A 24,537-nucleotide genomic window follows, 5' to 3' on the forward strand; every position below is an offset into this window, starting at 1 on the left:
CCCCTATCCCCCTATCCCCCTATCTCCAATAATCGTTAACTTACTAAAGTTTGAAACAGCCCTGCCTTTTTTAAGGGGGGCTGGGGGGGATCATAATCTTGCGGAAAACTTTGAAAACACGCCCTAGTGGTCAGTAATCGTAAGCATTCAGCAATCAGCTGTCAGCCGTCAGCTAATCAACGGGAGGTAAGAAAACAGTTTACGGTGCTGGTGCGACTGGTTGAAAATCTGTGCTCGTTTTACTCATCCGACCCCGTTCAGTTAAAGCGCCTGCTAGCTGATAGCTGATAACTGATAGCTGAATGCTTATGTTCCTTTGGAACCGCTTCGCGATGAAGCGAAGCTTCCGCTAAGAGCGATCGCATAAAAATACCACCAGAGAGGGGGGTATGGGAACATTCATTAAGGTAAGCTACGTTTATCTCGTCTATCTGTGTAAGTATTTAGCGATCAGTTATCAGCTATCAAGCATGGATCTTTAGTTCGACAAAAACACCCGACTAAAAAGGTGTCACAAACCTGACTAAACCCCTTTAGCTGATAGCTGACGCTTTTACCTAATCTATCGCTAGCTTAAATAGCATTGCTCTTCCACAAGACGTTAGCAAGATGAAATTCTCAATTGTGCTTCTCACAGGACTGATGGCTCTAGTGCCTGTAGCTCCAGTTAACGCTGAAAGTCGCATCGTTGTTGGAGATAGTAACCTAGACGTTGTCATCTCTTCATTCGGGCGTAAACACAGGCATCGTTCACACCGCAGGCATCGGCGCATCTATTATCCCAGGCGTGGGCGTGGGCGTGGGCGGGTGCGAATCTATTCTCCTAGGCGTGGGCGGGTGCGAATCTATTCTCCTAGGCGTGGGCGCGGGCGAGTCTATTCTCCCAAGCGCAGGGACGATGAAATCTACTATCGTAACCGTAGGGGAGTCAGAATTTATTCTCCCAGGCGCAGACATGATGGGATTTTTTATCATGACTATCGGTAGTTAACTGCAACTTTTGAGGATTCAAATTAACCATCTTTCAACTCCAAGGGGACTCCCGTTATACCCGCGCATGAAGCGCGGGAGACGGGGCGTATAAAGTGCGGACGCAGGTTCCGCACACAGCCCCTTGGGAATTGGAGATTGGATCTGTTGCGTGTCTTAGACATTTCCGCTAAAATACTAGTTTCAGTAGCGGGAATACTGGATGCTAACTCAAGTTAATAATCTTCGTTTAGACAAGCAGCAGATCAAAGCTCTCAGGCAGATGTGTCACTTGAGCAAAAATATGTTCAATGTGGGACTCTATAATGTCCGTCAGTACTTTTTTCAGGAACGAAAGCATCTACGATACGAGAGCAACTATTATCACTCGAAAGAGAATGAGAATTACAAGTTATTACCGACGGATATTGCTCAACAAACCCTAAAGATTGTCGATAGATCCTTTAAATCTTTCTTTGGTTTGATCAAGCTTAAATCTAGTGGAGGCTACCAGGAAAAAGTTAGGATTCCTAATTACCTTCCCAAGGATGGGCATTTTATTCTTGGCTTACTTCTGGTAGCTAATCTCCCTTTTCATCCCCTATTCCCTGCTCCGAAGTCCCTGCTCCCTAAAACCTAGAAATTTGTACCTGACCGAATTAAAAACCGCTGTATTACTCTTAAGTTTCATTCAACCAAACCCTTAAATCATCAAGATTCGAGAAATCTAAGCAGGCTTCACTCAACCCTTCCAACTGGTCCAGTGATAGTTGAAGAATTTGCTGTTGCAGTTCACTCGGTATTTCTCCTAAGCTACGGGATAGCAGACGGAGAATCAGTGCTCGTTCTCGTTGTGCTCCTTCTTCTCGACCTTGTTTTAGCCCTTCTTCTCTACCTTCTTGTAAACCTTCTTCTCGACCTTGTAGCAACCCTTCTTGTCTAGAAGTCTCGACAATATTATTCATGTCGCGGTAATATTTGAGACTGTTTTGGTAGTTATCCTGTTCAGTGCGAGAAAAATTCGCAATTTCTGCCACGTCAAACAGTTGATTGAAGACCGACTCTTGGAAAGGTTGAGGGCGATTCTGTAATTCTGATAGATTTTTAAGGACAAACAGCCATTTATCAAAATGTGTTTCTAACTGGTCTAGGGTTTTGGTAAATTTGGGTAATTCAATATACAGGAATTTGAGTTTGTCATAAAACACCTGACAATCCTGATTTTTTAGCTCCACAGTATGTAGGATTGTCTCATCATCTTTATGGTTGTCAAAAACAAAATCTAAGACACCGACAGTATAAACCGCCTTTAACTGATAATCCCAATCGCCTTTTTGCGCTTGTTCTTGGATTGGAAATGTGGAATAGTAAACACTTCTATCTTTAAAGAAGTTTTGTTTTGCTTTTTGAAGTAGAACAATAAAGCCTTCCCCAGTTTTGGCTTGACAGTAGATTTCAAAAATTACCTTGTCTGTATTCTTGAAGGTAACATCTTCAATTTCATGATGAGGTGGTAAAAGGGTATTTAAAAAATCAATAAGTAGTGCTTTATTTTCTTCCGTACCAAAAACACGCTTAAAGCCAAAAGCCGTAAGTAAAATAATATACTTATCTTTGAGATAATAGACCATGATAGTGCTAGGGGAATCGTAAGCTATCAGCGGTCAGTCGTAAGCTATCAGCTATCAGCTAATGCGCACAATTTTTATTGTAAGCATTAGGCTGACAACTGACAACTGACAACTGACGACTAACCGCTGACCGCTGACCGCTGACCGCTGACCGCTGACTGCTTAATATTATAGTTATGATCTAAATCTAAATTTTATTCCCTGTTCCCTGTTCCCTGTTCCCTATTCCCTACTCCCTACTCCCTACTCCCTACTCCCTACTCCCTATTCCCCTTAACCATGAGCAATCCCAACTATTGGAAACCAGCTTACCAACTCTTTAACCCAGAGCAACCCCTGACCACACCAGAGGAAATGAAAGATTTTTATATCCAGCGAGAGGATAGTCCAGTAGAAAATTTAATCGCTACTCTGGTAATGGAAGACCAGCCAGCTAAGTTTTTATTAGCTGGTCATCGGGGCAGTGGAAAAACAACGGAATTGCGACGAATTGAACAGGAGCTAGCAGAAAATTATGCGGTGATCTGGGTTGATACGGCAACAGCTCTCGACCGCTATAACATTGGTTATGCTGAGGTGGTGGTGTTGATTGGAATGGAGGTTTGTCGCCAAGCCATTAAACCAGGCTGGTGGTCAAATCGGGATCAGCGCTTACTGGATGATTTAGAAAATAGCCTAACAACAGTAATTTATCAAGATAAAGAAACAGATACTGAACAGTTAGAATTACCAGAGGTTTTGAAAAAATTGGGGTTAATTCTAAAACGGGGATTAACTCGGGATATGACTAAAACCCTTAACATTCGCCCTGCTGTTAGTGACATCATTGATCGAGTTAACGATATTATCAAAGCTGCTGAGAAAGACCGCAAGCAAAAATTATTAGTCATTGTAGATGGTCTCGATCGCCATGATTTGAGAACCGCTTTGGAAATGTTTGCTAGCCCGCTCCTGACAGAATTAGAGTGTCATATCATCTACACCATTCCAATTTCCTTACGATATTCCCCTAGCTTTCGCCAACCGATGGAAAGCTTCCAACCTTTGGATTTGTATAATTTGCCTGTATTTGAATGCGATTGGCCTACGGCCACGCTACGCGATCGCAATTCTGGTCCGACCTCAACCCCTAACAAAGTTGGTCGAGATATCTTGAAGTCTGTGATTACCAAACGATTAGCTAAAATTAACGAAACAGATCTATTCACTCCCGATGCCCTAGAGCTAATATCTGAAAAGAGTGGTGGTGTGATCCGGGATTTAATCCGACTAGCGCGGGGGGCTTGTCAGGTCGCCCTGAAGAAAAAAAAGGAATATGTAGACACAACCATTGCTAAGGAGGCGATTCAAGAAGAACGCAAAGCCTATACTATCAACGACTATCATTTTAAAGAATTGGCTACTGTTCACCAAACTGGTCGCTTAACTACCAATACCCATCATTTGCCCAAGCAAGGTGAATTTGTCATTTGTGATGAACTTTTACAAAATAAGTATGTCTTAGGGTATTACGGTGACGATACCTGGTTTGATGTGCATCCGATTATTATTGAAGACTTGGAACAGTGGCAAGGGAGTCAGAATTCAGCTGTCAGCTCTTAGGTTTCAGGTAAGCATTCAGCTATCAGCTGATGGTCTAGGCTTTGGGTTTTGTTAGAATGAAACAGCCCTGGCCTGAAAAAGGGGGGAAGGGCATGGGTAATCGGGAATAGAAGCAATGACACAGACACTTTCAAAACCAAAAGACCAACGGCTGATTCACTCTGGGATGAATTGGCAACAATTCAAATTACTGGAACAGAGCTTTGTCGATTCACCAGGAATACGGTTATTCTACTACGGAGGAGAAGTAGAAATCTTGGCAGTTTCTCAAGACCACGAAACCTTTAGCCGCTTGATCGGGATTCTGTTAGCTATCTACTTTGAAGAAAAGGGAATTGAGTTCACCCCTACAGGAAGCTTTACCCAAGAAAAACCAGGGGTAGCCTCAGCACAAGCGGATGAGTCTTATTGTATCGGAAAGCCAAAGAAAATTCCAGACTTATCTATCGAAGTGGTTTTTACCAGTGGTAATCTCTCCAAACTCAATCGCTATCGGGAGTTGGGTGTACCTGAAGTCTGGTTCTGGGAAGATGGTCTATTTACCTTACATCATCTCAGAGCAGACGGTTACGAACGAATTTATACCTCAGAGGTGTTACCAGACCTAGATATGGAGTTGTTAACTAGGTCTGTAGTAATGGCGTCTACAGTTGAGGCAATGAGGTTTTTCAGAAAGGCAATTTCTGAGTAGTCGCGATGGTAATAGGGAATTGAGAATTGAGAATTGAGAATTGAGAATTGAGAATTGATAGCGTTTCTTGCATCTATAGCGTTTCTAGGACTCATGAGGTACACATAACTGTTTGACTATTGGCTTTTGCTTTTTCTCTCTTACCTGCTCCCTGCTCCCTGCTCCCTGCTCCCTAAAAACCAGATATTTGTACCTCACAAGTCGTAGAATTGCTATATTATGAGGTACTCTTCTCAACCTCATAAATCCAATAAATTAACGATTTTTGTGAATACTAATCCTCTATCCCACACTCCCCATCTCCCCATCTCCCCATCTCCCCATCTCCCCATCTCCCCATCTCCCCATCTCCCCATCTCCCCATCTTCCCTCTCTCACTCAATACTCACCCATGAAAACAGCCCCTGATCCATTGACTCCCGCTGACCATAATGAGCTGGATAGCTTAGTCAGCACTCTGGCACTATCTAGTGGCACCACCATTATTTTTGCCATTGCTCCCGAAAGTGGTCCCAACCATCCAGTGGTGGAGCAGTTTAAATCTGTTGTTAATCAAGAAGCCTTGAGTGACCAAGGGTTTCAGCTTCGCAACTGTTTCTATAGTGACGAGTCTTTAATTAATTTTCTCTACCGTCTTAATCCCCTCGATCAAGAGACGACTGTCAACACTCCTGCTCCCAGTCGTCCTCTGATCATGGCCTTCGGGATTGAGCAGTTGGACACACCTCGTCGCATCAATGAGTTAAAACGACTGAATGTCGGTAGAGAATCCCTGTTTGAGCGAGACATGGTATTGATGTTTTGGCTCAATAAACCCCAATTTTTGGATGAGTTTCGCCTCCGGGCTCCAGATTTCTGGGATTGGCGGGAGCAGATTGTGGAATTTCAAACCCATCCCCCCCTGGAACCGTTATTCTATCCCTATCTGGAGTGGTTAATTGCCCAGAATTCTTATCTCAAGTTTAGTGGCGTGATGCAGGTGCAGCGCCAAGTCGATATTTTTCTGGATCAGGTCTATATTTCCCTCAAGGCTGAACGTCAGAAGCTGGTGGTTGATACCTCCGATGCTAGGCATTTATCTAAAGCTAATTTATCTAGGACGTGTTTTCAAAGTTTTCCGCAAGATTATGATCCCCCCCAGCCCCCCTTATTAAGGGGGGAGCCATACTCAAAGTCCCCCTTTTTTAAGGGGGATTTAGGGGGATCTCCGAGTTTGAAGACACGCCCTAGCCCTTCGATTCGGGTAGATCAGTTGGAAAGGATAACTCAGGATATCGATATCTCTAGCAGTACTAAAACTATTCCGGAAAAGGTTGATTTAGCCAAAGCCATACAGGATAGTCAGTATAGCGTGATTTTGGGAGACCCTGGTGCTGGGAAAACCACCCTTCTGAAATATCTAGCGCTCCATTTTGCTACCGCTCAACGGGATAACCAGGAAACGGTACTCGCAGGGGAGGCTAAAGAGAATTTGGGGCAAACTCGCTTACCGGTGTTCTTTCGGATTGCTGATTATGCGGAACGGCTGGCAACCCAATCCGACTTGAGCTTGCAACAGTTTCTTAGGGAATTCTCTCAGCAGTGGCAAACTGAATTTACAAATCAGACTGGTAACGAACTGAGCAATAGCCCCCTAAATCCCCCAATTCTGGGGGACTTTGATCGCATTTCCCCCCAAGATTGGGGGGTTAGGGCGTGTTTTCAAAGTTTTCCGCAAGATTATGATCCCCCCCAGCCCCCCGCGCGGAAGGGGGAGCCATTCTCAAAGTCCCCCTTTTTTAAGGGGGATTTAGGGGGATCTCCGAGTTTGAAGACACGCCCTAGGGGGGCACAACCAAGTCAACTTTGTAGATCGGATAATACTACAACCATTTTTGATAATTTGCGTCACAAACTTTATAGTGGGATGTGTCTGGTGCTGTTGGATGGCTTGGATGAAGTGTTTAATCAGGAAATACGCCAACAGATAGTTAACCAAATTGAAGAGTTTGTTAATCAATTCCCCAATAACAAGTTTGTGATTACTAGCCGGATTGCTGGCTATCGGGAGGTTAAATTAAGCCAACGCTTTTCCCATTTCACCATTACTGAAATGGAACCAGAACAGGTGGAGCGGTTTTTGGACCGATGGTGTCTAGCGGTAGAGAAAGCTCAAAGGCCCGATGCTAGTCAGCACTATTGGCAGCAGGAAGCGGATCATCAAAGTCGGGAACTGAAGGAGGCGATCGCAGCCAGTGAGGGAGTCAAGCGTATGACTGGCAATCCCTTATTGTTAACGATTTTGGCATTAATTCACCGCAATGGCTCTCGCTTGCCCAATCAACGGGTAAAACTCTATGAATTAGCGGTCCAGACCTTGACCGAAGATTGGCAATTGAGCAAAAAATTGCCTGGTGTTGAGACTGTAGTGCTCAAAGAAAGTCAGGTGATGGCACTGTTGGCTCCCTTGGCTGACTGGATGCATGAACAGAAACCCTCCGGATTAGTCAGTGAACCAGAGGTTAGGGAAAAACTAGCCCAAATCCATGGGGAGTTGAATGATGAAGACCCGGATTCCGAGAGTGTGCAGTGGCAAATTAATGATTTTTTGCGCAGGGTCAGGGAAACAACCGGTTTGTTTGTGGAACGTGCCCCTGGTAGTTATGGGTTTATGCATCTGACCTTTGAGGAGTATTTTGCCGCTCGGTATATTGCTGATAATGATGTTAGTGATATTCTCGATATTATTAATTCCCATCGATATGAAGCCCGTTGGGATGAACCAATTTTGTTAGCCTTAGGGTATTTGGGGAGTGAGAATCCCAGACGGATTAATAAGTTAGTTCAAGGATTTTTTAAACCCTTAGATGACTATCAGCCTAGGATTGACCATGGGGAAATTAAGATTAGAAAAACATCATCAAAGGATGTGGTTTTAGTTTGGCCAGTCTTAGGGGAGGATTCAACCGTTTCATATCAGGAGTCACCATCGCTATTGCAGGATTTACTGTTTGCCGGTAAAGTTTTAGCTGATGTTGATGTCAACAGCAAGATTCGAGCCAGGGTAATTCAGCAGTTAGTCTGGACTTACTTGGGGTTAGATGAAGACTTTGAAGATGAAACGATTAAGGAATTGTTGAGCAGGTTACGGGATATTGAAAGGTTTAATCAAAAGGATGACGTGATTAGGTGTCTACAAGCAGCAGCTAATAATTTAAACCTAAATGAAGAGAGATGGGTAAAGACTCAGTTAGGAAGTTTATACGTAGCTTGTGGTCAAACACGAGAAACCTTAGTTAGTAATGTAAATGAATTTGTTAAACAGCTAGTTAACCAGGCAGAGCCTAAGCTATTTGATAATCTGATCGATTTGGTGTCAGAGCTAGGGGAAGAGATGACCCCAGCTCTGGAAGCAATCACAAAAGATTCGATTTGGGATCAGGCAAGTCAACAAGCCATAGAATTTGTAACAGCATTGTCTTACGTCCGCCCGGATAAGTATGATCAGGCTATTGAAATTTTAGAGGAGATTAATCAACAGCCAGATAGTCCGCTCAAGGGTTACATTCCTTGGGCAATAGCTACCTGTTACCGGAAAAAGGAGGACTATGATAAAGCGATCGCATTCTACCAAGACAGCGTTGAAATCAATCAGCAGTTGGGTAACCAGAAGAATGTAGCCGATTTGTGGTCTTGGCTGGGTGTTTCTTATCGACTATCCGAGAATTATCAGCAAGCTCTCGATTGTCAACTCAAAGATTTAGCCATCTGTCAACAGCTTGATGATACACCAGAAAGAGCATTAGCTTACTCTCTACTTGGTAGAATCTATCAAGCTTGGGGTAAATATGATGAAGCGATTCCATACTACCAACAAAGCCGTGACCTATATCACCAGTTGGATAAACAGAAGGATGTCGCCAATCAGTGTTCTTGGCTAGCTGATTGTTATAAAAACTGGGGTAAATATCAGCAAGCTGTCGATTGTCAATTCCAAACCTTAGCTATTTGTCAGCAGCTTGATGAGACACCAGCAATAGCATTAGCTTACTATCAACTAGGTAGAATTTATCAAGATTGGGGCAAATATAATAAAGCAATCGCATACCACCAACAAAGCCGTGACCTATATCAGCAGTTGGATAAACAAAAGAATGTCGCCAATCAGTGGTCTTGGCTAGCTAATTCTTATCGAGACTGGGGCAGGTATCAGCAAGCTGTTGATTGTCAACTCAAAACCTTAACCATTCGTCAGCAGCTTGATGACCAACCACGTTTAGCAATTGCCTACTTTAAGCTTGGTAGAATCTATCAAGCTTGGGGTAAGTATGATCAAGCGATTCCATATTACCAACAAAGCCGTGACCTTTATCAGCAGTTGGATTTACAAAAAGATGTCGCCAATCAGTGGTCTTGGCTAGCTGCTTGTTATCGAGACTGGGGCAGATATCAGCAAGCTGTTGATTGTCAACTCAAAGACTTAGAAATACGTCAGCAGCTTGATGACAAAAAAAATATTGCTGATGCCTACTATCAACTTGGTAGAATCTATCAAGATTGGGGTCAGTATGACCAAGCGATTCAATACCACCAACAAAGTCGTGACCTTTATCACCAGTTGGATTTACAAAATAATGTCGCCAATCAGTGGTATAATCTAGCTGTTTGTTATCGAGAATCGGGCAACTATCAGCAAGCGGTGGATTGTCAACTCAAAGACTTAGCCATGCGTCAGCAGCTTGATGACCAACCAAATCTTGCTGATGCCTACTATCAACTTGGTAGAATCTATCAAGATTGGGGTAAGTATTCCGATGCGATTCGATACTACCAACAAAGTCGTGACCTTTATCAGCAGTTGGATTTACAAAAGAATGTCGCCAATCAGTGGTCTTGGCTAGGTGATTGTTATCGAAACTGGGGCAAATATCAGCAAGCTGTCGATTGTCAACTCAAAAACTTGGAAATACGTCAACAGATTGATGATAAACCAACGATAGCAAATGCCTACTATCAACTTGGTAGAATCTATCAAGATTGGGGTAAGTATAATGAAGCGATCGCATACTACCAACAAAGCCTTGAACTCTATGACCAGTTGGATTTACAAAATAATGTCGCCAATCAGTGGTATAATCTAGCTGATTGTTATCGAAACTGGGGCAAATATCAGCAAGCTGTGGATTGTCAAGTCAAAACCTTAGCTATCCGTCAGCAGCTTGATCACCAAACAGGTGTAGCAAGTGCCTACTTTAATCTAGGTTACATTTATGAAGCTTGGGGTAAGTATGATCAAGCGATCGCATACCACCAACAAAGCCGTGACCTTTATCACCAGTTGGATAAACACAAAGATGTCGCCGATTCGTGGTATCGGCTGGCTGCTTGTTATCGAGACTGGGGAAAATATCAGCCAGCTGTCGATTGTGAACTCAAAGACTTAGCCATGCGTCAGCAGCTTGATGACCAAAAAAATATTGCTGATGCCTACTATCAACTTGGTAGAATATATGAAGATTGGGGTAAGTATGATCAAGCAATCGCATACTACCAAGAAAGCCTTGAACTCTTTGACCAGTTGGATAAACAGAAGGATGTAGCCACTCAGTGGTATTGGCTAGCTGATTGTTATCGAGAATCGGGCAGATATCAAGAAGCTGTGGATTGTCAACTCCAAGACTTAGCTATCAGTCAGCAGCTTTATCACCAACCGTGGATAGCATTAGCCTACTGTCAGCTCGGTAGAATCTATCAAGCTTGGGGTAAGTATTCCGATGCGATCGCATACCACCAACAAAGCCGTGGCCTTTATCAGCAGTTGGATTTACAAAAAGATGTCGCCGATTCGTGGCGTTGGCTAGCTGATTGTTATCGAGAATTAGGTGATTACACCAAAGCCATTGACTATTACCAGCAAAGTCTAAATCTCCATCAACAACTGGGTCAAAATGAAAACATTGCGAATCGGTATCGAAAAATTGGTAACAGCCAACGCCTCCTAGCCAGAAATACTCCAGACACAACCCAAGCCCTCGACTTACTCAGCCAAGGGGAGCAAAGTATTGGTCAAGCCATCGAAATTAGTAAAGCCAACGACTACAAAGCCAACCTAGCCTACAACTATACCGCTCTTGGCTTACTGTATTCAGAACGCTTGCGCCGATTACCGTCCAACCACCCTACTCTACCGGAACAGATTGAGCAATTTGAAACCAACTACGCCATGGGCTTAAGGTTACTTTCAGAACTTGGAGCAATTGTCGATAGGGCTGAAGAAATTCTAGATATCTCCCGGGCTTACCTAGAGGTTAATGTCTTAGAAAACCTTGACCGATCGGAAGCGTTAGCCCTGGAATCCCTACAAGTTTTCCTAGACTACAACCGTCGAAAACTACAAGCTTCTGCTCGCCAGCTCTTAGGGGAAATTTACTTGCGTCGTGTTGAGGGTAATCAAGCGAATGCTAAAGCCATGGCTTACCAATTTTTTACTGAAAGTTTAGAACTTTACCGGAGCTTAGATATTCAGGTAAAAGTGATAGAATTGGAGGAACAGTTAAAAAGAGTAGGGAGTAGGGAGTAGGGAGTAGGGAGTAGGGAATCGGGAACAGGGAATCGGGAATCGGGAATCGGGAATCGGGAATCGGGAATCGGGAATCGGGAATCGGGAGTAGTAATAATATTTGACTATTTCAGTACTACGGCGGTTTGCATAACTATCAGGTACACATTGTTTCTCTTTTTCCGACTTCCGACTTCCGACTTCCGACTTCCGACTTCCCTGCTCCCTGCTCCCTGCTCCCTGTTCCCTGCTCCCTGCTCCCTGCTCCCTACTCCCTACTCCCTACTCCCTACTCCCTACTCCCTAACCATGAAGAGAGTTGCAGTATTTGGCAATGCTGGCGGCGGCAAATCGACCCTAAGCAAACGTTTAGCCGAAATAACTGGATTACCCCTGGTACACCTCGATTCCATGAAATATAGACCGGGCGGTGCTGAGGTGCCCCATGCCGAGTTTAAAGCCGCCCATGATCAGCTCTTGCAACAGGAGCAATGGATCGTTGATGGATTTGTCTCACTCGATACGGTGTGGCAACGGCTAGATGTAGCCGATACCCTGGTCTATCTCGATATGGCTGTGCTGCGACATTACTGGTGGGTCACAAAGCGATTTGCTAAAAGTCTTTGGGTGCCACCGGAAGGCTGGCCTGAAAATAGTCCCCTAGTAAAAGGCACACTGAATTCCTATAACACGGTCTGGCTGTGTCATAAAAAGCTAACCCCCAAATACCGGACTTATGTGGAAGCGGCTAAAGCAACAAAGCAGGTTTACCATTTGCGATCGCCCCAAGAGGTAAAGCATTTTTTGCAAACTATGGTTACAGAATTTGAAGGTTAGCTGAATGATTACCTTTGTATATAGCAATTCTACGACTTATGAGGTACAAATTTCTGGTTTTTAGGGAGCAGGGAGTAGGGACTTCGGAGCAGGTAAGAGGTAAGATATAAGAGGTAAGAGGGAAAAAATAATGTGTACCTCATAGCTACCATAAACGCTATAAACTTCACTTCTTGATGCAGTTGCTCATGGTTTTGGGTCTGTGTGCGGAACCTGCATCGCTGCTCCCTGTTCCCTATTTCAACAGTTAATTTTACGTTTGTCCGACTACTTAACTAACCAATCCACCCCTAACTCTTATGATGGAGCGTTTCCCATGGCTCAAATATTGAAAGCAATTTACCATAGTGGCACATTTATCCTTCAAACAGCCTGTGATTTACCTGAAGGTGTTGAAGTTGAGCTTGTGGTTCAATCACCTCAAGTCATTCCTCCTAAGATTACCGATATTGAGGCTAGACAAGATTTTTTAAGGTTACTTGTTGAGCGAATGCAACAAAACCCTATTCCTTCTGATTCTCCTAAGTTTACACGAGATATGTTCCATGAACATAGTTAAAAGCTTAAATAATTTATATAGCAATTATACGACTTGTGAGGTACAAATATCTGGGTTTTAGGGAGCAGGGAGCAGGGAGCAGGGAGCAGGTAAGACAGAAGAGGCAAGAGCCAATAGTCAAATAATTCTGTGTACCTCATGAGTCCTAGAAACGCTATATACATCTTCAATTCTCCCTTATTTGCAATAACTTACTGGCCTTAAGAATCGCTAATAGCCTTGTTGTTACCCCCTCAGCTAAAATTGAAATAGCGACTTAATATGAGCAGGAGATGAGGTCATGATTTATGAAGTTATCCTCAGTAGAGAAAAAGATAAATATATTGCTCGTGCCAAAGAATGGCCGGAAGTCATGGTTGTAGAAAATAGCCGTGATGCTGCTATCAATCAGCTTAAAGCTCAACTACTTGACTATCTAACGAATCAGGTTGAAGTAGTTGAAGTTGACATTCCCCTACTAGGGAAGACAGGAAATCCTTGGCTGGATAAATTTGGATGCTTTAAGGATGACCCGACTTTTGACAATCTACAGGCTGAAATTGCTGCCTATCGGCAAGAAATCGATCAAGAGATGGGGCACCTGGCAGAGCAACCCTAATCACACGTAATCCAAAAGACTTTGAGCGTGTCATAGGTTTAACCCTCGAAGACTGGTCAGTAATGTATAGCGTTGATTGCATGTATGAGGTAAAATTATCAACTTCAAAGTCCCCCTTTTTAAGGGGGATTTAGGGGGATCCCTTTGTACCTCATGGGAAACAGAATTGCTATAGATTAGTACTTTTGAGTAATCAATGTCGCACCAACTAACTTCACCGTTATATCATTTAATCTTCTATAGCGGTTTTTATTTTAATGAGGTACACAAAATTTTTACCATCTTACCTATTGCCTACTCCCTACTCCCTACTCCCTGCTCCCTGCTCCCTTATCTGCAATACCCGACTAGCATTAAGAATCGCCAACAGAGCCACTCCCATATCAGCAAATACAGCTTCCCAGAGAGTTGCTACCCCCATCGCACCCAGGGCAATAAAGACGACTTTCACTCCCAAAGCAATAATAATATTTTGCCAAACAATACGGAGGGTTCGGCGAGCGATCGCGATCGCATCTGCTACTTTAGAGGGAGCATCGGTCATAATTACCACGTCGGCGGTTTCGATAGCAGCATCTGAGCCTAATCCCCCCATAGCTATGCCCACATCAGCACGAGCAATTACTGGTGCGTCGTTGATGCCATCTCCCACAAATGCGGTTTTATGGTTAGTTTGGTTTACTGCTGTAAGAATCTTCTCTAAAGCATTCACCTTATCCTCTGGTAAGAGTTCGGCTTCAAAATCATCTATCCCTAGCCTTCGAGCGATAGTATTAGCTATGGTTTGACTGTCTCCTGTCAGCATCACAGTTTTAATCTGCTGTTGGTGCAGTGCTTGGATGGCATTGATGGCATCTTCTTTGACTTCATCGGCAATTAAGATACGTCCACTGTATTCACCATCCACCGCTAAGTGAGCTACTGTACTATCAGCCACACAGACATGATGGGAAATCCCCTCTCGATGGAGTAAGCGATCGTTTCCTGCGATCACAACTTTTCCATCAATTTGGGCGAGAATACCGTGCCCCGCAATTTCTTGATAATTTTCAACCTTAGAACTGTCAATCGGTTTGCCATGAGCTTGTCGAATCGATTGGGCGACGGGATGATTTGACCCAGATTCTACATGAGCAGCTAATTCTAGTAATTGCTCTTGACTCAAACCATTGTGGGTAATAATATCAGTGACTCGAAAGTTTCCTTTAGTAAGGGTGCCAGTTTTATCAAAGACGACGGTTTTCACCTGAGTTAAGGCATCTAAAAACGTAGAACCTTTAATCAAAATACCGCGCTTGGCTGCCCCTCCAATACCGCCAAAATAGCCCAGAGGAATACTAATGACCAATCCACAGGGACAGGAAATCACCAACAGCACCAAGGCTCGATAAGTCCAGGTACTTGCGCTTGCTCCCGAAATTAGCAAAGGTGGTAACAGGGCAATTGCTAGGGAAAGAAAAACTACAACGGGTGTATAGTAGCGGGCAAAGCGAGTAATAAACTTTTCTGTGTCGGCTTTTTTGCTTCTGGCGTTTTCCACCAAGTCCAAAATTCTGGCAATAGAAGACTCTTCAAAGGGCTTAGTAACGCGAATGGTTAGCCCTCCAGACTGGTTAATCATCCCTGCTAACACCAGATCTCCTGTTACAACGGTACGGGGCACTGATTCTCCTGTGAGGGCAGACGTATCAAGTTGGGAACTTCCCTGAATAATCTCACCGTCCAGGGGAACTTTCTCCCCAGGGCGTACCCGAATCATTTCCCCAACAGCAACTTGATCAGGGGCAACGGTTTTGATCTCGCCGTTAACTAGCAAATTAGCAGTATCGGGACGCACTTCCAGCAAGGCTCGAATCGAACGACGCGATCGCCCCACCGCAGACCCCTGTACCAATTCCCCCACCTGGTAAAACAACATCACCCCCACTGCTTCCGGTAGTTCGTGAATAGCGATCGCGCCTATGGTGGCAATGGTCATCAAAAAGTTTTCGTCAAAAATCCGACCCCGCAGGATATTTCGCCCCGCAGTGGTTAGCACTCCCCAACCACAAAGTAAGTAAGCAGGAATCAAGACGGCATATTCAGCTATGCCAAAAGGAGTCTGATCTAAACTATCTTGAAAAATCAGTCCGATTAACAAAAGAGGAGTAGCGATCGCGACCGCTCTTAACTCGCGCCACAAGTTAAATTCATTCTTTCCTTGACTGTTCCCGCAGCAGTCATCATGGGTTGTGACCTCCTTTTCTTGACTGTTGCCGCAACAGTGATCATGGGTTGTCACCTCCTTTTCTTGACTGTTCCCGCAGCAGTGATCATGGGTTGTCACCTCAGCAACAGCTTCAATGCAATGTCCAGAGTTGCAGCAGTCTTGATGATGATGGAGTTGTGCCATAGCAATACCTACTGTGAAAATCTCCTGAATATCTGAAAGACTATTCAGACAAAAGATTATTCAAATTATATAGTAAGTAGCTGTGCCAAATAAATTATTGACAGCATTTTTTTATTAATATGAGGTACACAATATTTTTTCCCTCTTGCCTATTGCCTATTGCCTATTGCCTATTGCCTCTTGCCTATTGCCTATTGCCTCTTGCCTATTGCCTGCTCCCTGCTCCCTGCTCCCTGCTCCCTAAAACCCAGATATTTGTACCTCACAAGTCTTATAATTGCTATATCTCTGCTCAATAATCAACTTTGATCAAGGTGTTGAGCTACTTCTCGATATAAAGTCACAATATGTTCATCGGCAAGACTGTAGTAAACGTTGCGACCTTGACGGCGATATTTTACTAGCTTTTGCGATCGCAATACTCGTAGCTGATGAGATACTGCCGATTCCCCCATTTTTACTATCGCTGCTAAGTCGCAGACACAAAGCTCTTGCTGTGCGAGGGCTGAAAGCAACTTTAGCCGATGAGGGTCGGAAAGAACGCTAAAAAACTCTGCCATCTGTTGCGCTTTTTCCGTTGCTATAACCTTACTCTGGACCTGCCACACATTATCTAGATGAACTACGGAATCATCACAGCTTGGAGCATCAGAAGAGTAGACAGTTGGTTTATTTAAAGAACTAGAATCAGCCATGATGAATTATATTTATTATTTAATCTCTAGATCTATGATACTATAGCGTTTCTCGCAGTTATGAGGTACAGTTTTATTTTAGGTTGATTCCCTGTTAGGTGCCCTTGACCCATTAATACCGAGTTGCATTCAAAGAGAGTAGATTAGTTGGATAGGGAGATGGGGAGATGGGGAGATGGGGAGATGGGGAGATGGGGAGATGGGGAGATGGGGAGATGGGGAGATGGGGAGATGGGGAGATTGGCGGAAGAGAAAGTTGTACCTTTGACCGCAACTTAGTATAAGAATTTAATTCGCCACAAGTCGCACCTCTTGATGCAGCGCATCGCTATTCCCAATTACCGATTCCCGATTCCCCTTCCCCTCCTGGGAGTGGTTAGGGGTGGGTTCCGATTCCCGATTCCCGATTCCCGATTTCCGATTCCCGATTCCCGATTCCCTACTCCCTTCTTAACAAAAAAAAATAGCCGCAGAAATACCATCCACGGCTAGGAAATTGACCTTATGTGATTCCGTTTTCAACCCTATCGGGACCTGCTCCCATGGGAGCAGAATCGATGATTTTGCCAGGGGGCAAAGCCCCCCAGAAAGTTAATCCGTTAACCCAGAATTATGTACTTGGTCATCATCGTAATAAATTCTCCAGGAATGCCCGTCGGTTGTAGAGGACTCCACTCAGAAATTTCGGCGTAACGCAGTGCATAGAGGGCATGCATCGTGTTAATGATAGCCTTGCGGGAGCCCTTGAGAATGTGCTTAACAGGGTATTTTTTTGGAGAAGATTCCTGAGGATTATTACTAGGAGTTATATCCTCAGGGTTATTTTCAGGGTTTGGGCGAAATTCGGAATCCATGTTGGTCACCTTTTGCTTGTTGTTTGCATAGTATAATCATAATGATTATAAATTAATTTGTCAAGGGTTTTTCTAAATTTTTTTTTGGGAAGGTATTTTAAATAAAATGTACGGGAATGGAATGGAGTGTGATTTTTTTAAGGAGTAGTTGAAAAAGGGAATCGGGAATCGGGAATCGGGAATCGGGAATAGTGCTATAATTATTAATAATTACTGATTAATATAGCGGGTTTTAAGCTAGTAAGGTACATTTTTTTTGGTTTATAGGGAGCAGGGAGCAGGGACTTCGGAGCAGTAAAGTCAGAAGAAAGAAAAGGTAAAAAATCCTGTGTACCTCATTAGGCTAAAAACCGCTGTAATTACTGATTAATAATTACTGATTACTGATTCCTAAACTATTTGCGATCGCAAAACTGATCTAGCGGTTCTCCTATGAATCAGGTAAACAGAATTTTTTCCCGATTCCCGATTCCCGATTCCCTACTCCCGATTCCCGATTCCCGATTCCCTACTCCCGATTCCCGATTCCCAATTCCCGATTCCCGATTCCCGATTCCCTACTCCCTACTCCCTACTCCCTATTCCCAAGAGCCCCATCGATCAATTCCTCAACACCATTAACAGGAATAATTGGAGTATTGAGCTGATCAGCCACTTCTGCTACAGTCATATCATCCAGAAACCGGGTATCACCATGCTTAAGCATCAACCCAGGTAACAGAATCATTTCTCCTAAATCTTTTCCTTTTAATCCCTTCAGTAAATCTTGTCCAGTCAGCAAGCCAGTAACCGTTATCTCCTGACCCCAGTAATCACTAGATAACGCCACCATCCTAATCTCCAATCCTGGCACAGCATTGAACCGCTCTACCACAGGTTCAAACGCTTTTTCCACCGCATTACCCACTACCCAAGTCCCCCGTCGGGGGATTTCTAGACCCTTAGGTAACCGTTGAGTAGCAGCAGTTTGGAATTGTTTCAGGAACAACCGAATCGAACCAACACCATTCCCAATTTGAGGGTAGTCTCCGTAATCCGATTCTGGAGGTAACTCTTCTCTAGCAATCAAAAACCACTCATCTGCCAACCAAGCAAAGGTAGACCCCAACTGGTGCTTAAATTTCTCCTGAAGCCTTTGAACCTGAGCAATCACTTCCCTAGCTTTCTCCCCAGTAACACTAATTAGTTCATCCTCCTGGGGTCGAAACCGAGTCAATCCCACCGGTACTACTGCCGTTGAAGCGACTGCGGGCAGATCACCGGTATAGAATTGAGCTAAATCTAACAGAGTACGTTCTAAGTGAATGCCATCATTAATTCCAGGACACACCACTACCTGGGCATGAATTTGCAGCCGTCGCTCCTGAAACCACCTTAACTGCTCTAAAATTAGCCCAGCCCGAGGATTTTTCAGTAACCGTATGCGCACATCCGGTTCAGTAGCATGAACCGAAACATAAAGAGGAGATAGACGCATCCGTTCGATCCGATCCCACTCCGTTTGCTTCAGATTAGTCAGGGTTAGGTAAGAGCCATAGAGGAAACTAAGCCGATAGTCATCATCTTTGAAATAAAGGCTTTGGCGCTTACCTGGTGGTTGTTGGTCGATAAAGCAAAATGGGCAACGATTATTGCACTGAATCAAACCATCAAATAACGCTGTCTCGAATTCCAGCCCTAAATCGTCATCATAGTCTTTCTCAATTTCGATCACATGAGTCTTACCCGCCCCATCCAGCACTTCCAGTTCTAGAATTTCATCCGCACACAGGAATTGATAATCAATCAAATCACGGGGATGGCTACCATTAATCGCAACAATAGAATCCCCTGGTTCAAATCCAACCTCAGCAGCAATGGAGTTGGGAAGAACCTTTGTGATTAATACTGGATGAATCGAGCTTTGACTCATTGATAGCAGTTTTCAATTGGGTGAGGCACAAAGTCGTTGGTTTTAGGGAACAGGGAACAGGGAACAGGGAACAGGGGGAAGAGTGGGGAGCTCACAAGGGTAGGTTTTTAAATATTGGGGCAAGTAGTTAATTTCATTGCGTAGAATCTCTTCCAAATAAATATATATCAAAATATACAATAATTGCTGGAATAATTCTCCCTATCTCCCCATCTCCTCATCTCCCTATCTCCCTATCTCCCTATCTCCCCATCTCCCCATCTCCCTATCTTCCCATCTTCCGACACTTGCGATCGCTAACTATTTTGTAAAACCCCAGTTATAATAGCACCTAAAATTGCTATCCCAAACAATAACCGATACCAGACGAATATCCAGACACCTTGTTTTTTGAGATAGCTGATCATCCATGCGATCGCTACGTAAGAAAATACTGCTGATGAAATCACCCCTACAATCAGTGACATTGCGCCAGCATCCCCAATGCCATCTTTGAGCAAACCGACTAACTCCACTAAACCAGCTAAGGTAATGGCGGGGATGCCCAACAAAAAGGAAAACCGTGCTGCGGTTGCTCGTTCCAAACCCATGAATAAACCAGCAGTGAGAGTCGAGCCAGACCGGGAGACACCAGGCATTAAAGCCAACGCCTGAGCCAAGCCCATCCCAATCCCATCCTGGAGACCTAAATCCTCAAAGTTACGCTTACGCTTACCCACGACTTCAGAAACACCCATCAACAAACCCATCACAATCGAGACATAGGCGATTGACATGGTACTCCGTATCGGAGAATTATCATAATCAGGGATAAAGATTTTAATCAGCAGTCCAAAGAAGACAATGGGTAGGGTGCCCAAGGCAATTCCCAGGGCCATCTGGAAGTCTTGGGATTGGTAATCGGATGTACGGATAGCTTTGAATGCGCCAGTAGTGACTTTAGCCAAGTCTCCCCAGAAGTACCACACTACCGCCGCAATGGAGCCTAGTTGAATCACAGCCGTAAACGCAACCCCTGGATCACCCCAGCCTAAGGCCACAGGTACCACTTTTAAATGAGCGGTACTACTGATGGGCAGGAATTCCGTGAACCCCTGTACAAAACCCAGCACCACAGCCTGAAAAATAGTCATGTGGGGCGTAGTAATTGTAGCAGTGGTACTGGTTGAGGATAAGACATCTGGGGCAGGAGTTGTGGCGAGAACCTTCAAGGGGAAGGTAAGGCAGGCGCTAAGGACAGCAATGATAGAAAAATTGATAAATTGACGTTTTGATAAGACCATTCTTTCCCCTATTGAGGTTGCTCCAGCTGAATCAGCCAGCCTTAATTCAATCGGTATTCTGGCATAAGTTACCAACAATCGCCAAGGGAATCTGGATACTTAGCAAACTCTTTATCGTATCCCAATTCCATGTCGTATTGATCCTTAATCCTTAAACCTTAATATTTAATCCTTCTCGGGAATCGGGAATCGGGAATCGGGAATCGGGAATCGGGAATCGGGAATCGGGAATCGGGAATCGGGAATCGGGAATCGGGAGTCGGGAATCGGGAGTCGGGAATCGGGAATCGGGAATCGGGAATCGGGAATCGGGAATCGGGAGTCGGGAGCGGTGCGCTTGACCTAGGGAATCGGTAAAAAAGTCTAGCAATAGCCCTGGCCCTACCGGTAGCGCACCACCCAGGCTAAGGAAATCTTAATTTTCCATAAATTTTTGAGTTCATCCTTCAGATTTTAGATGGCAATTATCATAATCATGAGGTACAAAAAATTTTTTCCCTATTCCCTACTCCCTACTCCCTACTCCCTACTCCCTACTCCCTACTCCCTACTCCCTACTCCCTACTCCCTGTTCCCTATTCCCTATTCCCTATTCCCTATTCCCTATTCCCTATTCCCTATTCCCTATTCCCTACTCCCTACTCCCTAAAAATTTGTACTTCACCCAATTGAAAAATTAAATATTTCTACCCTTGCCATCAACCACCACATTTCAGTACTATTACCAATATGCCCCCAGGGGGGATATTGGTAATGATATATTAAGTTCAATAAAGATAATTAACGATAAGTAACAAAATTTTGTTGAAAAATACTTGGTTTTCTGCTAGAGCCCCAAGGAATTCCCATCAGTCAGGGCAACTGCTTCTATCGATCCCCCCTAGGGGAGTGAGTAATCCTCAAGGATGGCTATTATTTGCTGCCGCCTCTTTCTTGGTTTCTGTACCAGTGTTCTTTCAAGCTCCCCTAGTGCGCCTTTTCCCACTGTTGAGTTTAGTCATCACCTTCGCTTGGGTGTGGCTGGGGGTAAAACTGCTCCAACGTCCATCAACCCAAGTCTGGGGTGACTTGCTGTTGGGATTTAGCTGGAGTTGGCTGGCTGGTTCACTATATTGGGGTTGGTTGCGCACTGAACCTCTATGGCATTTACCCGTAGAAGCGATTGGTCTACCATTCGCTCTGTGGGGATTGTGGCGGGGTTGGGGAAAGGTAGGAAATCTATTTTACTTGGGTTCGTTATTCGGTACAGCCATGACCGACATCTATTTCTACTTGACGAATCTAATTACTTACTGGCGTCAGGTGATGGTAGTAGAGCCAGTCCTGGCAAAACCAATCTTTCAAAATGCGATCGCACAAGTCCAAACCCCTTGGGGAATTAGCTGGGCAGTGGTTTTGGTTGCTACGCTAGGAATAGTTGGTCTTTGGTCATTGACAAAAGAACAGCCCCATTGGTGGACGTTTAGTGGAGCGGTGTTGAGTACAATCGTGGTAGATAGTCTTTTTTGGTTGGCAGCTAACCTAGCATGATCACTCCAGACACTAACCCTAAAGGGTACAGTGTGGGCTTCTTCGGAAGCCTTCGTCATTTATTTATTTATGGGAACTCCCACAAGCCAAAACCCCGCGTTTTTAAACCACCGGATGTAGGCTCGCTGCGCGCTTTTAGCCTAGACACAATTTTGCCAAAAAGGATTGACAATACCTCGCGTAGAGTATTATTTAGATATGGGTACAGGCTGAGAAACCGAACGCGCCCCGCGTGGCCTTTGGCCTTGGCGCAACCGGGAGAGAAACCCGCCACTGCTTGACCTAAAAGAAGTAATGCCCGGAGGGCAGGGAAAATCCTCCTTAAAAACCCAACCATCAACTAACAATTGGTGTGTGAACCCAGCAAAAACACTTTGAGAAAACAACGGTACGGCGGGGCACGCCGAAACCAGGTGAAACAGGGAAGCAACGAACTCTATAAGACACTTCTCAAAAAGTAACTAAACGCCTAAGGAGACTAGCCCGCTGGGTCTTTCGTGAACTGAACTAAAATCTTAGTCTTGACGGGATTTCGGTTTAGATATTGCCATTTGGACACGGAGGTTTAAGGCCGGTCGTAGATCTAGGAATCCCCGTCTCGCGATTAGCGGGGAGTGTCAAATTAGGTTAGGTTAGTTTTGAGCGTTGTCATTCCGAAATGACTTGATCATCCTTTGAATCCATCTACTAGGGTCAGCTTCTGAGTCTTGCTGGGTCATTGACAGCAGCAAACTCAAGCTCGATTAGCAGTAATTGGTTAGTAACTTATGGCTGCTATTGTTTCTCCAACTTCTGCGCTATCCTTCCCTGATCAGGGGAAATCTTGGAAAATTGATGCAATGATCAACGTCTCAATTAACCCTGTTGTTGCTCCTATATCTGTGGTGACTTTGCGATCCACCCCTTACCTACTTATGCCTACCGGCTCTGACGATCAGTATATGCCATTAGTTGGTAGTAATTGCTGGACCGTCGGTCGTAGTTATGATAACAATTTTGTACTTTCAGATCGCTGGATTTCCAGAAACCATGCGATGTTGCAGTGTACCGAAAACGGTGATTTCTATCTTATTGATTTAGGCAGCCGTAACGGTACATTTGTCAATGGACGCAGAGTCAGTATTCCGGTGACCTTGCGCAATGGCGATCATCTTACCTTTGGTCAGACAGAATTGGAGTTTTATTGCCCACCCAAGGCTCATAAAACTGAACCATCCGAACCTATACATAAAGATACCCAAACCTCAATATTGCACGTGCGCCGCCTGATTTCTGTGATGGTGGTGGACATCCGGAACTTCACCGTACTCACCCACCAGTTAGATGAAACCAGCCTCTCAGTGGCAATTGGTAGTTGGTTCCGGGAGTCTGGAGAAATTCTGAAAAGGTGTGGCAGTTGGGTAGATAAATACATCGGTGACGCGATTATGGCGATTTGGTTTCATGGCTCTGAAGGGGTCAGTGATCAAGAAGCCATGAGTATTTTGCAAGCAGTCAATGACCTCAACAAAATGACTACCAATCTGTCTAATGAATATCCTCTGCCCTTCCCACTGCGAATTGGTACTGGAATCAACACAGGAATGGCGATTGTTGGTAACACCACTGGTAGTGGCGATCGCCCAGAATACACTGCTATTGGGGATACTGTAATTGCCGCTTTTCGCCTCGAATCTGCCACCAAGGAACTTGGTCTAGATATTGCCCTAGGGGAGGATACATACCGTTACGTTTCTAAAATCGGAAAGTCTGAGCTTAACTTCAAGCAACACACTGTAAATCTCAAAGGTTATGATAATTCCACTATTACCTACGCTGGAACCTATGGAGATTTAGAAAATTTCTTGCGAGTTAACTCTACTCTACCAATTATTGAATAAGCTTTATTACAAGGTATTGCTAAAGTATCACTCATTTCGGTAACGGTTAGTATAATTGAGAATTGAGAATTGAGAATTGAGAATTGAGAATTGAGAATTGAGAATTGAGAATTGAGAATTGAGAATTCAATATTCAACCTTTAACCTTCAACCTGCTAACCTGCAACCTTAAAAATTAATCCCTAACTATTAAAACTTGAACTGAGCCCCTGCTTGGACTCTAGCATCAAATCCCTGGTCACCGGTACCTAGTTTAGAATCTATAAATATACCATTATCTGAATGGTACCTCAAGATAGCGCCATAGTTAAAGTCTGAAACTCGACTTTCAAGCCCCACATTGGTAGTGGTGAAATTTCTGACATAAGCGCCTAGAGAAAAATTATCGATCACTCGTTGTGAAAGCTCTACATCATAAAATACTTTCCTACCTATGTCTCAGGGCTATTTCATTCTAAAAATGCGCTTGAGTGTGTCTAGTCCAAACTTGCACCGTCGCTCTGCCTGGGCCATATTTGAGAAGTGATTAGAGCGATAGATATTGAGTGCAAAGTTACGAGCAACCG

At 44.2% G+C, this 24,537-nt stretch carries 22 protein-coding genes; 14 read left to right on the top strand and 8 right to left on the bottom strand.

The annotated features are described in order from the left end of the window. Positions 1 to 609: 609 nt before the first annotated feature. On the top strand, positions 610 to 987 hold the full coding sequence (locus F6K53_RS30900; protein ID WP_293062300.1) for a hypothetical protein: 378 nt from the start codon (positions 610 to 612) through the stop codon (positions 985 to 987). Positions 988 to 1,192: 205 nt separating this feature from the next. Next, positions 1,193 to 1,609 carry a transposase gene (locus F6K53_RS30905; protein WP_143727844.1) on the top strand — a complete coding sequence of 139 codons (417 nt, stop codon included), beginning with the start codon at positions 1,193 to 1,195 and terminating at the stop codon, positions 1,607 to 1,609. Positions 1,610 to 1,649: 40 nt separating this feature from the next. Here F6K53_RS30905 and F6K53_RS30910 read toward each other — a convergent pair whose 3' ends face one another. Then, positions 1,650 to 2,600, bottom strand: a complete 951-nt coding sequence (locus tag F6K53_RS30910; protein WP_293062303.1) for an Rpn family recombination-promoting nuclease/putative transposase — start codon at positions 2,598 to 2,600, stop codon at positions 1,650 to 1,652. Positions 2,601 to 2,879: 279 nt separating this feature from the next. Between F6K53_RS30910 and F6K53_RS30915 the strand changes: the two genes are divergently transcribed. The 5 genes from F6K53_RS30915 to F6K53_RS30935 all read left to right on the top strand — a co-directional run bounded on the left by F6K53_RS30915 (position 2,880) and on the right by F6K53_RS30935 (position 12,827). Beyond that, complete coding sequence (locus F6K53_RS30915) at positions 2,880 to 4,202, top strand: P-loop NTPase fold protein (RefSeq protein WP_293072642.1); 1,323 nt, start codon at positions 2,880 to 2,882, stop codon at positions 4,200 to 4,202. A gap of 115 nt (positions 4,203 to 4,317) precedes the next feature. Then, positions 4,318 to 4,893, top strand: coding sequence for a Uma2 family endonuclease (locus tag F6K53_RS30920; protein WP_293072640.1), 576 nt, complete (start codon positions 4,318 to 4,320; stop codon positions 4,891 to 4,893). Positions 4,894 to 5,284: 391 nt separating this feature from the next. After that, positions 5,285 to 11,452, top strand: a complete 6,168-nt coding sequence (locus F6K53_RS30925) for a tetratricopeptide repeat protein (RefSeq protein WP_293083298.1) — start codon at positions 5,285 to 5,287, stop codon at positions 11,450 to 11,452. 147 nt (positions 11,453 to 11,599) lie between these two features. After that, positions 11,600 to 12,268 carry an adenylate kinase gene (locus F6K53_RS30930; protein WP_293083301.1) on the top strand — a complete coding sequence of 223 codons (669 nt, stop codon included), beginning with the start codon at positions 11,600 to 11,602 and terminating at the stop codon, positions 12,266 to 12,268. Positions 12,269 to 12,470: 202 nt separating this feature from the next. Further along, positions 12,471 to 12,827, top strand: coding sequence for an antitoxin family protein (locus tag F6K53_RS30935; RefSeq protein WP_293071555.1), 357 nt, complete (start codon positions 12,471 to 12,473; stop codon positions 12,825 to 12,827). On the opposite strand, the gene F6K53_RS30940 is transcribed toward F6K53_RS30935, so the two are convergent. After that, complete coding sequence (locus F6K53_RS30940; RefSeq protein ID WP_293071554.1) at positions 12,824 to 12,967, bottom strand: hypothetical protein; 144 nt, start codon at positions 12,965 to 12,967, stop codon at positions 12,824 to 12,826. The genes F6K53_RS30935 and F6K53_RS30940 overlap by 4 nt on opposite strands. 140 nt (positions 12,968 to 13,107) lie before the next feature. Here F6K53_RS30940 and F6K53_RS30945 point away from each other — a divergent pair, with 140 nt between their 5' ends. Continuing rightward, positions 13,108 to 13,425: a hypothetical protein gene (locus F6K53_RS30945; RefSeq protein WP_293071553.1), complete on the top strand. Its 318-nt coding sequence runs from the start codon at positions 13,108 to 13,110 to the stop codon at positions 13,423 to 13,425. A gap of 301 nt (positions 13,426 to 13,726) precedes the next feature. On the opposite strand, the gene F6K53_RS30950 is transcribed toward F6K53_RS30945, so the two are convergent. Beyond that, the gene (locus tag F6K53_RS30950; protein WP_293083304.1) at positions 13,727 to 15,817 is read right to left on the bottom strand and encodes a heavy metal translocating P-type ATPase; all 2,091 of its coding nucleotides are present in this window, start codon (positions 15,815 to 15,817) and stop codon (positions 13,727 to 13,729) included. Positions 15,818 to 15,936: 119 nt separating this feature from the next. Here F6K53_RS30950 and F6K53_RS30955 point away from each other — a divergent pair, with 119 nt between their 5' ends. Continuing rightward, a complete protein-coding gene (locus F6K53_RS30955; protein WP_293071551.1) occupies positions 15,937 to 16,116 on the top strand; it encodes a hypothetical protein in 180 nt (59 codons plus the stop codon). Here F6K53_RS30955 and F6K53_RS30960 read toward each other — a convergent pair whose 3' ends face one another. Then, positions 16,117 to 16,512 (bottom strand): metalloregulator ArsR/SmtB family transcription factor, encoded by a 396-nt coding sequence (locus F6K53_RS30960; protein ID WP_293071550.1) that lies wholly within the window; start codon positions 16,510 to 16,512, stop codon positions 16,117 to 16,119. Between the two features lie 315 nt (positions 16,513 to 16,827). On the opposite strand from F6K53_RS30960, the gene F6K53_RS30965 reads away from it, so the two are divergent. Beyond that, positions 16,828 to 17,004 carry a hypothetical protein gene (locus F6K53_RS30965; protein WP_293071549.1) on the top strand — a complete coding sequence of 59 codons (177 nt, stop codon included), beginning with the start codon at positions 16,828 to 16,830 and terminating at the stop codon, positions 17,002 to 17,004. 107 nt (positions 17,005 to 17,111) lie between these two features. On the opposite strand, the gene F6K53_RS30970 is transcribed toward F6K53_RS30965, so the two are convergent. Then, complete coding sequence (locus F6K53_RS30970) at positions 17,112 to 17,366, bottom strand: hypothetical protein (protein ID WP_070392913.1); 255 nt, start codon at positions 17,364 to 17,366, stop codon at positions 17,112 to 17,114. Between the two features lie 432 nt (positions 17,367 to 17,798). Between F6K53_RS30970 and F6K53_RS30975 the strand changes: the two genes are divergently transcribed. After that, the gene (locus tag F6K53_RS30975; protein ID WP_293071548.1) at positions 17,799 to 17,987 is read left to right on the top strand and encodes a hypothetical protein; all 189 of its coding nucleotides are present in this window, start codon (positions 17,799 to 17,801) and stop codon (positions 17,985 to 17,987) included. On the opposite strand, the gene F6K53_RS30980 is transcribed toward F6K53_RS30975, so the two are convergent. The 3 genes from F6K53_RS30980 to F6K53_RS30990 form a co-directional block, all read right to left on the bottom strand. Then, complete coding sequence (locus F6K53_RS30980) at positions 17,938 to 19,278, bottom strand: TIGR03279 family radical SAM protein (RefSeq protein WP_293071547.1); 1,341 nt, start codon at positions 19,276 to 19,278, stop codon at positions 17,938 to 17,940. The two genes, F6K53_RS30975 and F6K53_RS30980, sit on opposite strands and share 50 nt — an antisense overlap. Before the next feature lie 296 nt (positions 19,279 to 19,574). Then, entirely contained in the window at positions 19,575 to 20,411 is an 837-nt protein-coding gene (locus tag F6K53_RS30985; RefSeq protein WP_293071559.1) for an undecaprenyl-diphosphate phosphatase, read from the bottom strand. A 301-nt stretch (positions 20,412 to 20,712) separates the two neighbouring features. Then, positions 20,713 to 20,931, bottom strand: a complete 219-nt coding sequence (locus tag F6K53_RS30990) for a hypothetical protein (RefSeq protein WP_293037028.1) — start codon at positions 20,929 to 20,931, stop codon at positions 20,713 to 20,715. Positions 20,932 to 21,036: 105 nt separating this feature from the next. On the opposite strand from F6K53_RS30990, the gene F6K53_RS30995 reads away from it, so the two are divergent. The 3 genes from F6K53_RS30995 to F6K53_RS31005 all read left to right on the top strand — a co-directional run bounded on the left by F6K53_RS30995 (position 21,037) and on the right by F6K53_RS31005 (position 23,971). Further along, positions 21,037 to 21,210, top strand: coding sequence for a hypothetical protein (locus F6K53_RS30995; RefSeq protein ID WP_293071546.1), 174 nt, complete (start codon positions 21,037 to 21,039; stop codon positions 21,208 to 21,210). Between the two features lie 239 nt (positions 21,211 to 21,449). Beyond that, complete coding sequence (locus tag F6K53_RS31000; protein ID WP_293022980.1) at positions 21,450 to 22,091, top strand: DUF3120 domain-containing protein; 642 nt, start codon at positions 21,450 to 21,452, stop codon at positions 22,089 to 22,091. Positions 22,092 to 22,930: 839 nt separating this feature from the next. After that, a complete protein-coding gene (locus F6K53_RS31005; protein WP_293071558.1) occupies positions 22,931 to 23,971 on the top strand; it encodes an adenylate/guanylate cyclase domain-containing protein in 1,041 nt (346 codons plus the stop codon). Positions 23,972 to 24,537: the final 566 nt, after the last annotated feature.

It is taken from the genome of Moorena sp. SIO4A1 (assembly GCF_010672065.1).
GTDB lineage: Bacteria > Cyanobacteriota > Cyanobacteriia > Cyanobacteriales > Coleofasciculaceae > Moorena.